This window comes from Limimaricola cinnabarinus LL-001, assembly GCF_000466965.1.
In the GTDB taxonomy this organism is placed as follows: Bacteria; Pseudomonadota; Alphaproteobacteria; order Rhodobacterales; family Rhodobacteraceae; genus Limimaricola; species Limimaricola cinnabarinus.
Genome location: NZ_BATB01000004.1, coordinates 1 through 11,672, shown reverse-complemented (window position 1 = coordinate 11,672; position 11,672 = coordinate 1). Strand labels below are relative to the sequence as shown.

Below are 11,672 nucleotides of genomic sequence, written 5' to 3'. Positions count from 1 at the left end.
AACGGAATGGGTTTTGCGGGCATGGCCGATCGCGCAGCGATCGAGGCCGGGGGAACATGGGCGGCGCAGGGCCAGCCGGCGACGACACACGGCCTGTTGGAGCGGACCGCCAAGGCTTTTCCGGAGCGCGAGGCGCTGAGTTTCCAGCTCCTGTCCGACCCCAAGGCTCCGGCCGAAACGCTGAACTGGACCGAGCTGCACGCAAAATCGATTCAGACCGCGAACCTGCTGCGCGAGCTGGGCGTGGGCGAAACCGACGTGGTAGCCTTCCTGCTGCCCAACTGCTCGGAAGTGGTGCAGAGTTATCTCGGCGGTCAGATCGCGGGCGTCGTAAACCCGATCAACCCGCTTCTCGATGCGGGCCAGATCGGGGCGATCCTGCGCCAGACCAAAGCCAAGGTGCTGATCACGCTCAAGGCATTCCCCAAGAGCGACGTGGCGCAGAAGGCCGCCGAAGCGGTAGCGCTGGCGCCCAACGTTAAGACGGTACTCGAGGTCGACCTGCTGCGCTACCTCACCGGGGTGAAGAAGCTTATCGTGCCATTGATCCGGCCCAAGGTGCCGGTGCGCCACAAGGCCCGCGTGCTCGACTTCTCGCGCGAGGTTGCGCGCCAGCCGCGCAGTCTCGCCTTCGCCGACAGCCCAGGCGACCGTGTCGCGGCGCTGTTCCACACCGGCGGCACCACCGGCATGCCCAAGGTGGCGCAGCTGCGCTACTCCGGCATCGTCTATAACGGTTGGCTTGGCGGGCGGCTGATGTTCTCGGACCGCGACAACATCATTTGCCCATTGCCGATGTTCCATGTCTTTGCGGCCATCGTCATCATGGGATCCTCGCTGGCCTCGGGCGCGCATGTGATCCTGCCGACCCCGGCAGGCTACCGGGGCGAGGGGGTGTTCGACAACTTCTGGAAGCTGGTCGAGCGCTGGCAGGTGACCTTCATGATCACCGTGCCGACCGCGATCTCGGCCCTGATGCAGCGCCCCGTGAATGCCGACATCTCGACGCTCAACCTCGCATTCTCGGGCTCCGCGCCACTGCCGGTCGAGCTTTACAAGCGCTTCGAGGAGGCGGCGGGCGTCACCATCTGCGAGGGGTACGGTCTCACCGAGGCGACCTGTCTGGTGGCGATCAACCCGCCCGAGGGCGAAAAGAAGGTGGGTTCTGTGGGCGTGCCGTTCCCCTATACGCAGGTGCGCATCCTCGACCCGAACACCGGCGAGGACTGCGCGCCCGACACGGTGGGAGAGATCTGCGTGTCGAACCCCGGCGTGGCACGCGGCGACACCTATACCGATCCCGCCAAGAACGACGGGCTCTATTGGCCCGGCGATGAGGATGAGCGGCAGTTCCTGCGCACCGGCGATCTGGGGCGGATCGACGCCGATGGGTATCTATGGATCACCGGCCGGGCCAAGGACCTGATCATCCGGGGCGGTCACAATATCGACCCCGCCGAGATCGAGGAGGCGCTGGCCGCCCATCCCGCGATCGCCTTTGCGGGGGCCATCGGTCAGCCGGATGCGCATGCGGGCGAGGTGCCTTGTGTCTATGTCGAACTAGTGGACGGCGCCGAGATCGATCGCGCGGCATTGCTCGACTACGCGCGCGAGCACGTGCCCGAACGGGCCGCCCGGCCGCGTCATCTCGAAATCCTGCCCGAACTGCCCAAGACGGCGGTCGGCAAGATCTTCAAGCCGGCGCTGCGCAGAATGGCGATCGCCCGGGTCTATGACGAAGCATTGGCCGCAGCCGGTGTCGGGGCCGAGGTGGCGGAGGTGGTCGAGGACAGCCGCCGCGGTCTCGTCGCCAAGATCCGGCGCACCGGCACCGCGACCGAGGCCGATGCCGCCAAGGCCCTCGGGGCCTTCACGCGGCCCTGGGACTGGATCGGCGACTGAGGCTCCACCCCGAAGAAGGCATGATGGCGAGGGGGGCGGACCCCTCGCCACGACGCGTCAGTGCATCGCCGCCCAGAGCGGGGTTTCAATCACGGGAACCGCGATCGGACAGGTCTCCGGGGTTCGGGAGGACGCGCGGCAGGACGCGGCGATCATTTGCTCCAGACGCATCCCTTCGCTCGCCTGCGGAGCGGGAAGATCTTGCCGGTTGTCCTGAGGGATCGAGGGGGTGGTGGCTGCAAGGGCGATAACGCCCAGCAACGCCCACGGAAGAAGCGGGTCGACTGTATACATGGAAACTCTCTGAACACAAAATAGCAACACATCTACTGAGCGAATTGCTGAAGGATTCCGCAAGGGAGAATCGCGATCCGTCAGGCAGATTAACTCACCCCGAGGGCAAATGGCCTCAATCCCAAAGGTCTATATCGAAAAGGGGAGGGGTGGTGCTGCAGGAGAGGATTGAACTCTCGACCTCACCCTTACCAAGGGTGTGCTCTACCACTGAGCTACTGCAGCGTCTGGGCGGGCTTTTACCTGCCGGGCAGCGAGCGCAAGGGGATTTTCGACAGATTGACGCAACTTGACGCGACGGTCCGCGATTGTCGGCGTATGGCCGGGTTTGCGCGCCGGGAACTGGACGGAAAGGGGCAGGGACGCTATCTGCGCCTACATGAAAGCACCTCGCCAGGACCCGCCCCGCGCGGCCGATCGCAAGGACCGCCTCAAGGCGGCTCTCAAGACCAACATTGCCCGTCGCAAAGCGCAGGCGCAGGCGCGCGCCACCGAGGCCAAGCCCGGCGACGAGAAAGAGAAAGAGTAGCAGGCATGGATTCGATCATCGTACGCGGCGGCGCCGAGCTGCGCGGCCAGATCCCGATCGCCGGCGCCAAGAACGCCTGCCTCGCGTTGATGCCCGCGACGCTTCTGTCCGAAGAGCCGCTGACGCTCACCAATGCGCCGCGCCTGTCGGACATCGTCACCATGACGCAGCTTCTAGAGTCGCTCGGCTGCGAAGTGTCCTCGATGCAGGGCGGCAAGGTCATCGCCCTGTCGACCCATGACCTCGCCTCGACCCGGGCCGACTATGAGATCGTGCGCAAGATGCGCGCCTCGAACCTCGTGCTGGGTCCGCTTCTGGCGCGCGCCCACGAGGCGGTGGTCTCGCTGCCGGGTGGCTGCGCGATCGGCGCGCGGCCCATGGACATCCACATCGAGGCGCTCACGGCGCTAGGTGCCGAGATCGAACTTAAGGACGGCTATCTGCACGCCATGGCGCGCGGCGGCCTTCGGGGCGGGCGCGTGAAGCTGCGCTTTGCCTCCGTGGGCGCGACCGAGAACGTGCTGATGGCCGCGACGCTCGCCAAGGGATCGACGGTCATCGAGAACGCGGCGCGCGAACCCGAGATCATCGATCTCGCGCGCTGCCTGCGGGCGATGGGCGCGCAGATCGCAGGCGAGGGCAGCTCGACCATCGAGGTGCAGGGCGTCGACCGGCTCGGCGCCGCGACCCATCGGGTCGTCACCGACCGGATCGAACTTGGCACCTACATGCTGGCCCCCGCCTTTACCGGCGGCGAGGTGGAGTGTCTCGGTGGCAAGCTCGAACTGATCGGCGCCTTCGTCGAGAAGCTCGACGCCGCGGGCATCGAGGTGACCGAAACCGAAACCGGCCTCAAGGTAAAGCTGCGCGGCGACCGCCCGCGTGCCGTGGACGTGACGACCGAGCCATTCCCGGGCTTTCCCACCGATCTGCAGGCGCAAATGATGGCAATGCTCTGCACCGCGACGGGCACCAGCCGTCTTGAGGAAAAAATCTTCGAGAACCGGTTCATGCACGCGCCCGAGCTTCAGCGCATGGGCGCGAAGATCGAGGTGCATGGCGGCCACGCGGTCGTCACCGGCGTCGACAAGCTCAAGGGCGCGCCGGTGATGGCGACCGACCTGCGGGCCTCCGTTTCCCTGATCCTCGCGGGGCTTGCCGCCGAAGGCGAGACGATCGTGAACCGGGTCTATCACCTCGATCGCGGCTATGAGCATGTCGAGGACAAGCTCAGCGCAGTGGGCGCCAGAATCGAAAGGGTGCGTGCATGACCGCAACCCGCGACGCGACATTCGAAGAGGGCGCGCAGCGCCCCTTGCGGCTCAAGGCGCTCGATGGCGACGATGTGCAGGTGATTTCGGCGCTGGTGCAGGATTCGGTCCTGCCCGCCGCCGAGATGGCCTGGCGCAAGAGCGAGCGGCGCTTCGGGATGCTGCTCAACCGCTTCCGTTGGGAGGATCCTGCGACCACGCGCGAGGCCGAGCGCGTGCAATCGGTGCTCTGCGTCGAGAACGTGATGGCGGTGCGCAGCCAGGGTCTCGATCCGCGCGACCGCGACACGGTGCTGTCGCTGCTGGCGGTGGTGTTCGCTCCGGGAGAAGATGGCACGGGAACGATCCGGTTGATCCTTGCGGGCGACGGCGAGATCGCGATCGATGTCGAGGCCCCGGAGCTGGTGCTGCGCGACGTGACCCGGCCCTATGCCGCGCCCTCGGGCAAGGCGCCCCGGCACCCGGAGTGATCCGCGACCTCGGTCCCTGTGACCTGTCCGAATGGCGCAGGATTCGGACCGAGGGACTGCGGCTGTTCCCCGAGGCGTTCCTGACCACGCTGCGGGAGGAGCTGGCCCGCTCAGACGAGGAGGTCGCGGAAAGCCTCGCGGGGCGTCTCGTGCTGGGTGTTTTCGAGGATGACCGGCTGGTCGGCACGGCTGCTCTCGATCCAGTGGTCGAGGCGACGGCAACTGCGCACCGGGTGATGCTCAATGCTTTCTACGTGAGTGCCCAAAGGCATGGCACGGGCATCGGTGCGCGTCTGTTGGGTGCCACGCTTGACCGGGCCGCCGCCGATGGAAAGCTGCAGGTGGAACTGTTCGTGGCCGCGCAGAATGCCCCCGCGATCCGGCTCTACGAAAAACATGGTTTCGTCCGGCACGGTTTCCTGCCGCGCACCGCGCGCCTTGAAAGCGGCTTCGTCGACGACCTCTACTACCTGCGGCAACTGGACGGTTGAGCAGGGGGGCGGGCAAGGCTATGCCTGCGGGCCGAAGGAGACCGCCATGCCGCACCGCCTGTCCACCACCGATGCCGATTTCGAGGCCCGTTTTTCCGCGCTCCTGACCATGAAGCGCGAGGACAGCCCCGATGTGGACGATATCGTGGCCGCGATCATCGCCGATGTGCGGGCGCGCGGCGATCTGGCCCTCGTTGATTATACCTCGCGCTTCGACCGGATGACGCTCGATCCCGCGCAGCTGCGGTTTTCGCCCGAAGAGATCGAGGCCGAATGCGCCAAGGTTTCAGACGAGGATCGCGCCGCGCTCGAACTCGCCGCTGAACGCATTCGCGCCTATCATGCCCGCCAGATGCCTGAGGATCAAAGCTGGACCGACGAGGTCGGGGCGATGCTGGGTTGGCGCTGGACGCCCGTATCGGCGGCGGGTCTCTACGTGCCGGTGGCCTCGCCTCCTATCCCTCCTCGGTCTTGATGAACGCGGTGCCCGCCAAGGTCGCCGGTGTCGAACGGCTCGCCGTGACGGTGCCGACGCCGGACGGCGTTGCGAACCCGCTGGTGCTGATGGCCTGCCGCATCGCGGGGGTGGATGAGATCTACCGGGTGGGGGGCGCGCAGGCGATCGCGGCGCTGGCCTATGGCACCGAGACCATCGCGCCGGTGGACAAGATCACCGGGCCGGGCAACGCCTTCGTCGCCGCCGCCAAGCGCCGGGTCTTCGGCCGCGTCGGCATCGACATGATCGCCGGCCCGTCCGAGATCCTCGTGATCGCCGATTCCGACAACGACCCCGACTGGATCGCGCTCGACCTGTTGTCACAAGCCGAGCACGACGAGAGTGCGCAGTCGATACTGATCACCGACGACGCGGCCTTTGGCACGCGGGTGGCCGAGGCAGTCGAAGCGCGGCTTGAGACGTTGGAGCGGCGCACCATAGCAGGGGCGAGCTGGCGCGACTTCGGGGCCATCGTCACGGTGCGCGATCTGGATGAGGCGGTGGCGCTGGCCGACCGGATCGCCGCCGAACATCTGGAGCTGTGCGTCGCCGATCCCGAGGCGCTGTCCGGAAAGATCACCCATGCGGGAGCGATCTTTCTGGGGCACTGGACGCCGGAGGCGATCGGTGACTACATTTCCGGACCCAACCACGTCCTGCCCACGGCACGCTCGGCGCGGTTTTCCTCAGGGCTTTCGGTGATGGATTTCCTCAAGCGCACGACACTTTCCAAGATGACGCCAGCGGCACTGGCCGCGATCGGTCCCGCTGGCGCGCGGCTCGCGCGGGCCGAAAGCCTCGAGGCGCATGGGCTGTCGCTGACGGCGCGGCTTGATCGGCTGAACCGGAGCGAGACATGACCCGCATCGCCGAAATCCGGCTCGACGACGCGGGCCAGGCGCCGACGCCCGAGATCGAGCAAGAGCGCCGCGTCGCGGTGTTCGACCTGCTCGAGGACAACCGCTTTTCGTTGCCCGGCCGCGAGGCGGGGCCCTATCACCTCGGGCTTGCGATCCGCGAGAAGCGGCTGGTGTTCGACGTGGCCAACACGACCGGCGAGCGGGCGGCGGAGTTTCATCTTTCGCTCGGGCCGTTCCGGCAGGTGGTCAAGGATTACTTCCAGATCTGCGAGAGCTACTACGACGCGGTGAAGACCCTGCCACCAAGCCAGATCGAAACGATCGACATGGCCCGGCGCGGCATTCACAACGAGGGTGCGCGGGTGCTGCAGGAACGACTCGAGGGCAAGGCGGAGGTCGACACCGATACGGCGCGGCGGCTCTTTACCCTCATCTGCGTGCTGCATTTCGGGGCCTGAGGTGGATTTGGCCGCAACATCGCAGCCACTTCCACAGTCGGTCCTGTTCTGCTGCGACCACAACGCGGTCCGCTCGCCCATGGCCGAGGGGATCATGAAGAAGTTCTATGGCGCCGATTGCTACATCCAGTCGGTCGGCGTGAAGAACGATCTAGAGATCGACGGTTTCGCCATCGCGGTCTGCGCCGAAATCGGGGTCGAACTGCATCGGCACCGCTCGCGCAGCTTCGACGAGATGCATGATTGGGGCGATGATCTGTCATCCTTCGATCTGGTGCTGGCCCTGTCGCCCGCGAGCCAGCGCCGGGCGCTCGACCTGACCAGCTGTTTTCATCTCTCGGTCGAATACTGGCCGGTTCTCGATCCGACGGGTCTGGGCGAGGGGCGCGAGGAGCGGCTGCGCAGCTATCGGCAGACCCGTGACATGATCGTCGATCGGCTCATGCAGCGCTGGGGACCGCCGCGCATGTAAGCCGACACGGGTATTCCACTTCGATCGGGGATACCTGCCAGCACCACCGAAAAAGGCCGCCCCGAAGGGCGGCCTTCCTTATTCTCAAGAGAGAAGCTTACTGCTCGACCGACTGCATCGACTCGAGCTCTTCCTCGGTGGCTTCGATGAAGACGCGGACTTCACCGGCTTCCGAGCGCAGCACGCTCATCTGGTCGAAGGGGATCGCGACCGGCTTTTCGCCGAGACCAAGGAACCCGCCGACTTCGACGACCACTTCCTGAATCTGGCCCTGATCGTCGACCATGATGTCGCCGATGTCACCGATGCGCTCGTCATTGATGCCATAGACGGTCGACCCTTCGAGGTCGGTCAACACGATCTCGTTGGCCGCAACCATTGCAAAGCCTTCGCGCTCGATCATCGGACCGGTGCTCTCGATCGTGGCTTCCTCGGTCATCTCGGCGGTCTCGGCTTCGACGACTTCAATTTCGGCTTCGGCTTCGGCGACTTCACCTTCGACCTCGGCTTCGACTTCAGTAGCTTCGCCCTCGACTTCGGCTTCGACCTCAGCGGCCTCGGCTTCGATCTCATTGCCGGCTGCGGCGACTTCGGCTTCGACTTCCTCGCTGCGCCTTCGACTTCGGCTTCAGCTTCGTTCAACTCGGTCTCAGCTTCAGGCTGCTCCATTAGGGCAGCAGCGTCACCTTCGACGGGGGCTTCACCTTCGACGGCAGCCTCGTTGATGGTCACCACCGGCTCGCCGGTCTGCACCATTTCGATCACCGGCTCACCGGCTTGGGTGAACTCGATCACCGGCTCAGCGCTCTCGAAACGGATCTGCGGCTCGGCGCGCTGCACCGAGACATTGGCGTTCGAGCCGTCACGGCTCTCTTCGTAGGTGATGGTCGGCTCGACAGTGGTCAGCTGAACCTGCGCTTCTTCGATGGTGCGGGCTTCGCCGGCGACGCCGGGCTCGTAGGTTTCGCCGCTGGCGCGATCGGTGACCTGGAAGCCGCCTTCGGAGCCTTCTTCGGCGCGCTGCAGCTCAAGCTCGACCGTCGGGCGGGCCTGGGTCACGGTCACAACCGGATCGGCCTGACGGATCTCGACTTGCGGCTGGGTGTTGGCCACGTCGACGGTCGGGTCGGGCATGGTGATGATGATCTCGGGCGCCGGCTGCTCGATCCGGATCGTCGGCTGCGGCATGTCCATAGTGATGGTCGCCGGGGCTTGGCGGATCAGGATTTCGGGCTGGCCCTCGTTCACGGTCACGTCGGGGGTGGCGTTCGAAACCATCACGTCGGTCTGACCCGACTCGACGGACACCGAAGGCTGCTCCTGCTCGAGGTACACCATGCCTTCGATCACGACCTCGTCCTCGAGGCGCACGGTCGCGGTTTCGGTTTCGGCCAGTTCGGCCTCGCCCTCGGCGGTATCGCCTTCGACTGCGACGAGCCGCTCAAGCTCGACGAAGACGACGGCGCATTCCGCGTCGTTCTCGGCCGCGATGATCGCGTTGATGTCGTCTTGGGTCATCGGCGCATCGGCGGGTACGCCGTCGGCCATGTTTTCGGTCAGCAGCAATTCGAGGTCGGAACAGGTGGCATCGGTGGTCTGCGCCTGTGCACCGGCTGCCAGCGGCAGGGTAAGGGCCGTCGTCAGCAGCAGCTGTGTCATCCGCATGGTCATGGAGTATCTCCCGTATTATGCTTCGCTTCGGGCACACAACGGCGCACTGCGGCGGACGTTCCGCCAAGATGGCACGAATTTTTGATTGCACCCGAAACTCGGGCGGGCGAAGGTCATCGCAAAGCTGCACGGCACAGGCCGGATCGCGGCCTGTTTGCACTTGAAACTCGTGGCTCGAAGGCGCATCTACTCCGCATTGGCCCGCGCGTTTCGCGGGTACCACTGGACGGAGAGACCATGGCCAAGGAAGAACTGCTCGAATTTCCCGGTGTCGTGAAGGAACTCCTGCCGAATGCGACGTTCAGGGTCGAGCTGGAAAACGGCCATGAGATCATCGCGCACACGGCGGGCAAACTTCGCAAGAACCGGATCCGCGTCCTCGCGGGCGACAAGGTGCAGGTCGAGATGACCCCTTACGATCTGACCAAGGGTCGGATCAACTATCGCTTCCGCTGACGCGCTCATGAGCGCGCTGCCGCCCGAGAGCGGGCTGAGGCTGATCCTCGGCTCGGCCTCGCCGCGCCGCCGCGAATTGCTGGCGCAGATCGGCCTTGAACCAGCTGACATTCGCCCCCCCGATATCGACGAGACGCCGCGCCAAGGCGAATTACCGCGTGTTTACGCCGCACGCATCGCGCGCGAAAAGGCAAATGCCGTCTCGCTTGGCGATGGTGAGGTGCTGCTGTGCGCCGACACAACGGTGGCGCTTGGTCGCCGCATCATGGGCAAGCCCGTGGATGCCGCCGAGGCCGCGCGATTTCTGCATCTGCTGTCGGGCCGACGCCATACCGTCATCACAGCTGTCGCGGTGCGCCGGGGCGATCGCCTCTGGACGCGCGAGGTCGAGACGGCGGTGAAGATGAAGCGGCTGTCGAACCCGGAGGTCAACGCCTACCTCGCCACCGGCGACTGGCAGGGCAAGGCGGGCGGTTATGCCATCCAAGGCCCCGCCGGGGCCTTCATCCCATGGATCAACGGCTCGTTCACCGGCGTCGTCGGCCTGCCTCTGTCGGAAACCGCGGGGCTGCTGACGGCGGCCGGATTCCCCTTGTACGGAGAGACCCAATGAAGGGACGCCGCATCGTCCTTGACCATATCGGCACGCGCGAGGCCGCGGCCCTTCTGGTCGACGGCCAGCTCGACGACCTGTTGATAGAAGAGGGCGACGCGCCACGCCCCGGCGCGATCTACCGCGCGATCTGCGACCGGCCGCTCAAGGGGCAGGGCGGGATGATGGTGCGCCTGCCCGAAGGTGGCACCGGATTTCTGCGTCAAGGCAAGGGGCTGCGCCCCGGTCAGGCGCTCTTGGTGCAGGTCACCGGCATCTCCGAGGATGGCAAGGCCGTGCCACTCACTGATCGGGTGCTGTTCAAGAGCCGCTTTGCCATCGTCACCCCAGGCGCGCCTGGCTCAACATCTCGCGCCGCATTTCCGAGGACGAGGAGCGCGCGCGTCTGCGCATCCTCGCCGAAGAAGGGATGGAGGGCGCGCCCGAGGGCTTCGGCCTGATCCTGCGTTCGGTCTGCGAGGGGGCTTCCGAGGACGACATCGCCGAGGACATCGCTTCGATGCGCGCCTTGGCCGAAGCGGTGACGGCCGATGCCGAAGGCGCTGAGCCCGAGGCACTGACCGAGGGCGACGGGCCGCATCTGCTGGCTTGGCGCGACTGGGTCGCCGACGACGTGATGACGGAGCCGGGCGGCTTCGAGCGTGAGAATGTGCTCGACCAGATCGAGGGGCTGAAAAGCGCGCGCGTAACAACCGGCGAAGGCTCGATCTTCGTGGAGCCGACCCGCGCTCTCGTCGCGGTCGACGTCAACACCGGCGGCGACACCACGCCCGCCGCCGCGCTCAAGGCCAACCTCGCCGCGGCCCGCGCCCTGCCGCGCGCGCTGCGCCTGCGGGGCTTGGGCGGCCAGATTGTCGTCGACTTTGCACCCATGTCGAAGGCGCATCGCAAGCAGCTCGAGCAGTCGATCCGCGCCTCCTTCCGCAACGATCCGGTCGAGACGTCGCTCGTGGGCTGGAGCCCCATGGGTCTGTTCGAACTGCAACGCAAGCGCGAGCGTCCCGGTCTGGCGCGGCTGTTGAGCAAGCTGTGATGGCTTGCCCGATCTGCAACAAGCCGACGGTGCCCGATTACCGTCCGTTCTGCTCCAAACGCTGCGCCGACGTCGATCTCGCGCGCTGGTTGGGGGGCACCTACGCCGTGCCGTCACAGGATCCCGAAGACGTCGAGCGGGCGCTCGACGAGGCAGCGCAAGCCGGGACCGATACGCACCGCCGTACGCATTGAACGGGGACCGATCATTTTCCACCGAATGCCTCTGGACACCCCCCTACGCCTCGCCTAGAAGGCCCACACCCGATGACGGCAGCAGCCATCATCCCCGTGCCCGGGTAGCTCAGGGGTAGAGCAGTGGATTGAAAATCCTCGTGTCGGTGGTTCGATTCCGCCCCCGGGCACCATAAGCTTGCTTAACCCGTTGATACGCCCAGCTTTTGCGCAATCAAGGCAAGGGCGTAGCACATGCCGGATAACATTTCCGCCCCGTATACCTTCCTCAAGGAGGGTGTTTTCTACTTCTGTCGCCGAGTGCCGATAGATCTAAGGCGTCACTATACGTCGCCGAAAATCGCGTATTCGTTGAGGACGCGATCAGCCCGGGTGGCAGCAGCCCGAGCCGTGCGAGCAGTGGGCCAGTTGGACGAATACTGGTATCACCTCCGCTGTCAGGATGGCGCTGTTGCACATATC

The 11,672-nt window shown here is 65.7% G+C and carries 14 protein-coding genes, 2 tRNA genes and 2 pseudogenes; 14 read left to right on the top strand and 4 right to left on the bottom strand.

Translation table 11 applies throughout. The annotated features are described in order from the left end of the window. Positions 1-6 precede the first annotated feature (6 nt). Complete coding sequence (locus MBELCI_RS02545) at positions 7-1,902, top strand: acyl-CoA synthetase (protein WP_021692576.1); 1,896 nt, start codon at positions 7-9, stop codon at positions 1,900-1,902. 57 nt (positions 1,903-1,959) lie between these two features. On the opposite strand, the gene MBELCI_RS02540 is transcribed toward MBELCI_RS02545, so the two are convergent. Beyond that, entirely contained in the window at positions 1,960-2,196 is a 237-nt protein-coding gene (locus tag MBELCI_RS02540; protein WP_045319610.1) for a hypothetical protein, read from the bottom strand. Between the two features lie 150 nt (positions 2,197-2,346). Beyond that, a tRNA-Thr gene (locus MBELCI_RS02535) sits at positions 2,347-2,421 on the bottom strand. A gap of 154 nt (positions 2,422-2,575) precedes the next feature. Here MBELCI_RS02535 and MBELCI_RS21190 point away from each other — a divergent pair. The 7 genes and pseudogenes from MBELCI_RS21190 (at position 2,576) to MBELCI_RS02505 (ending at position 7,243) form a co-directional block, all read left to right on the top strand. Further along, positions 2,576-2,725, top strand: a complete 150-nt coding sequence (locus tag MBELCI_RS21190; protein ID WP_021692575.1) for a hypothetical protein — start codon at positions 2,576-2,578, stop codon at positions 2,723-2,725. A 5-nt stretch (positions 2,726-2,730) separates the two neighbouring features. Continuing rightward, entirely contained in the window at positions 2,731-3,996 is a 1,266-nt protein-coding gene (gene murA / locus MBELCI_RS02530) for a UDP-N-acetylglucosamine 1-carboxyvinyltransferase (RefSeq protein WP_021692574.1), read from the top strand. Continuing rightward, entirely contained in the window at positions 3,993-4,466 is a 474-nt protein-coding gene (locus tag MBELCI_RS02525; RefSeq protein ID WP_021692573.1) for a DUF2948 family protein, read from the top strand. Before murA ends, MBELCI_RS02525 begins: the two co-directional genes overlap by 4 nt. Next, complete coding sequence (locus MBELCI_RS02520; protein ID WP_021692572.1) at positions 4,463-4,957, top strand: GNAT family N-acetyltransferase; 495 nt, start codon at positions 4,463-4,465, stop codon at positions 4,955-4,957. Before MBELCI_RS02525 ends, MBELCI_RS02520 begins: the two co-directional genes overlap by 4 nt. 46 nt (positions 4,958-5,003) lie before the next feature. Further along, a pseudogene (gene hisD, locus MBELCI_RS02515) lies at positions 5,004-6,313 on the top strand (histidinol dehydrogenase). Further along, positions 6,310-6,771, top strand: coding sequence for a UPF0262 family protein (locus tag MBELCI_RS02510; RefSeq protein WP_021692570.1), 462 nt, complete (start codon positions 6,310-6,312; stop codon positions 6,769-6,771). The pseudogene hisD and the gene MBELCI_RS02510 overlap by 4 nt, the downstream one beginning before the upstream one ends. Before the next feature lies 1 nt (position 6,772). After that, a complete protein-coding gene (locus MBELCI_RS02505) occupies positions 6,773-7,243 on the top strand; it encodes an arsenate-mycothiol transferase ArsC (RefSeq protein WP_081698467.1) in 471 nt (156 codons plus the stop codon). 97 nt (positions 7,244-7,340) lie between these two features. Here MBELCI_RS02505 and MBELCI_RS02500 read toward each other — a convergent pair whose 3' ends face one another. Together MBELCI_RS02500 and MBELCI_RS20930 are read right to left on the bottom strand one after the other, a co-directional pair. Next, on the bottom strand, positions 7,341-7,682 hold the full coding sequence (locus tag MBELCI_RS02500; RefSeq protein ID WP_021692568.1) for a PRC-barrel domain-containing protein: 342 nt from the start codon (positions 7,680-7,682) through the stop codon (positions 7,341-7,343). Further along, a complete protein-coding gene (locus MBELCI_RS20930; protein ID WP_021692567.1) occupies positions 7,679-8,914 on the bottom strand; it encodes a hypothetical protein in 1,236 nt (411 codons plus the stop codon). The genes MBELCI_RS02500 and MBELCI_RS20930 overlap by 4 nt, the downstream gene beginning before the upstream one ends. 237 nt (positions 8,915-9,151) lie before the next feature. On the opposite strand from MBELCI_RS20930, the gene infA reads away from it, so the two are divergent. From infA to MBELCI_RS22455, 6 genes and pseudogenes are all read left to right on the top strand, one after another. Continuing rightward, positions 9,152-9,370: a translation initiation factor IF-1 gene (gene infA, locus MBELCI_RS02490; protein ID WP_013384801.1), complete on the top strand. Its 219-nt coding sequence runs from the start codon at positions 9,152-9,154 to the stop codon at positions 9,368-9,370. A gap of 34 nt (positions 9,371-9,404) precedes the next feature. Continuing rightward, positions 9,405-9,983 carry a Maf family protein gene (locus tag MBELCI_RS02485; protein ID WP_110546304.1) on the top strand — a complete coding sequence of 193 codons (579 nt, stop codon included), beginning with the start codon at positions 9,405-9,407 and terminating at the stop codon, positions 9,981-9,983. Next, positions 9,980-11,016 (top strand): annotated as a pseudogene (locus MBELCI_RS02480) (ribonuclease E/G). Before MBELCI_RS02485 ends, MBELCI_RS02480 begins: the two are co-directional and overlap by 4 nt. After that, positions 11,016-11,210 carry a DNA gyrase inhibitor YacG gene (locus MBELCI_RS02475; protein ID WP_021692564.1) on the top strand — a complete coding sequence of 65 codons (195 nt, stop codon included), beginning with the start codon at positions 11,016-11,018 and terminating at the stop codon, positions 11,208-11,210. Before MBELCI_RS02480 ends, MBELCI_RS02475 begins: the two are co-directional and overlap by 1 nt. Before the next feature lie 98 nt (positions 11,211-11,308). Continuing rightward, a tRNA-Phe gene (locus tag MBELCI_RS02470) sits at positions 11,309-11,383 on the top strand. Between the two features lie 61 nt (positions 11,384-11,444). Then, positions 11,445-11,672: DUF6538 domain-containing protein (locus MBELCI_RS22455; RefSeq protein WP_369385340.1), on the top strand; the 228-nt coding region annotated here is incomplete at its 3' end.

Coding starts and splice junctions, on each gene's coding strand:
- MBELCI_RS02545 (WP_021692576.1), top strand. CDS start 7: ATGGGTTTTGCGGGCATGGCCGATCGCGCAGCGATCGAGGCCGGGGGA.
- MBELCI_RS02540 (WP_045319610.1), bottom strand. CDS start 2,196: ATGTATACAGTCGACCCGCTTCTTCCGTGGGCGTTGCTGGGCGTTATC.
- MBELCI_RS21190 (WP_021692575.1), top strand. CDS start 2,576: ATGAAAGCACCTCGCCAGGACCCGCCCCGCGCGGCCGATCGCAAGGAC.
- murA (WP_021692574.1), top strand. CDS start 2,731: ATGGATTCGATCATCGTACGCGGCGGCGCCGAGCTGCGCGGCCAGATC.
- MBELCI_RS02525 (WP_021692573.1), top strand. CDS start 3,993: ATGACCGCAACCCGCGACGCGACATTCGAAGAGGGCGCGCAGCGCCCC.
- MBELCI_RS02510 (WP_021692570.1), top strand. CDS start 6,310: ATGACCCGCATCGCCGAAATCCGGCTCGACGACGCGGGCCAGGCGCCG.
- MBELCI_RS02500 (WP_021692568.1), bottom strand. CDS start 7,682: ATGACCGAGGAAGCCACGATCGAGAGCACCGGTCCGATGATCGAGCGC.
- MBELCI_RS20930 (WP_021692567.1), bottom strand. CDS start 8,914: ATGACCATGCGGATGACACAGCTGCTGCTGACGACGGCCCTTACCCTG.
- infA (WP_013384801.1), top strand. CDS start 9,152: ATGGCCAAGGAAGAACTGCTCGAATTTCCCGGTGTCGTGAAGGAACTC.
- MBELCI_RS02475 (WP_021692564.1), top strand. CDS start 11,016: ATGGCTTGCCCGATCTGCAACAAGCCGACGGTGCCCGATTACCGTCCG.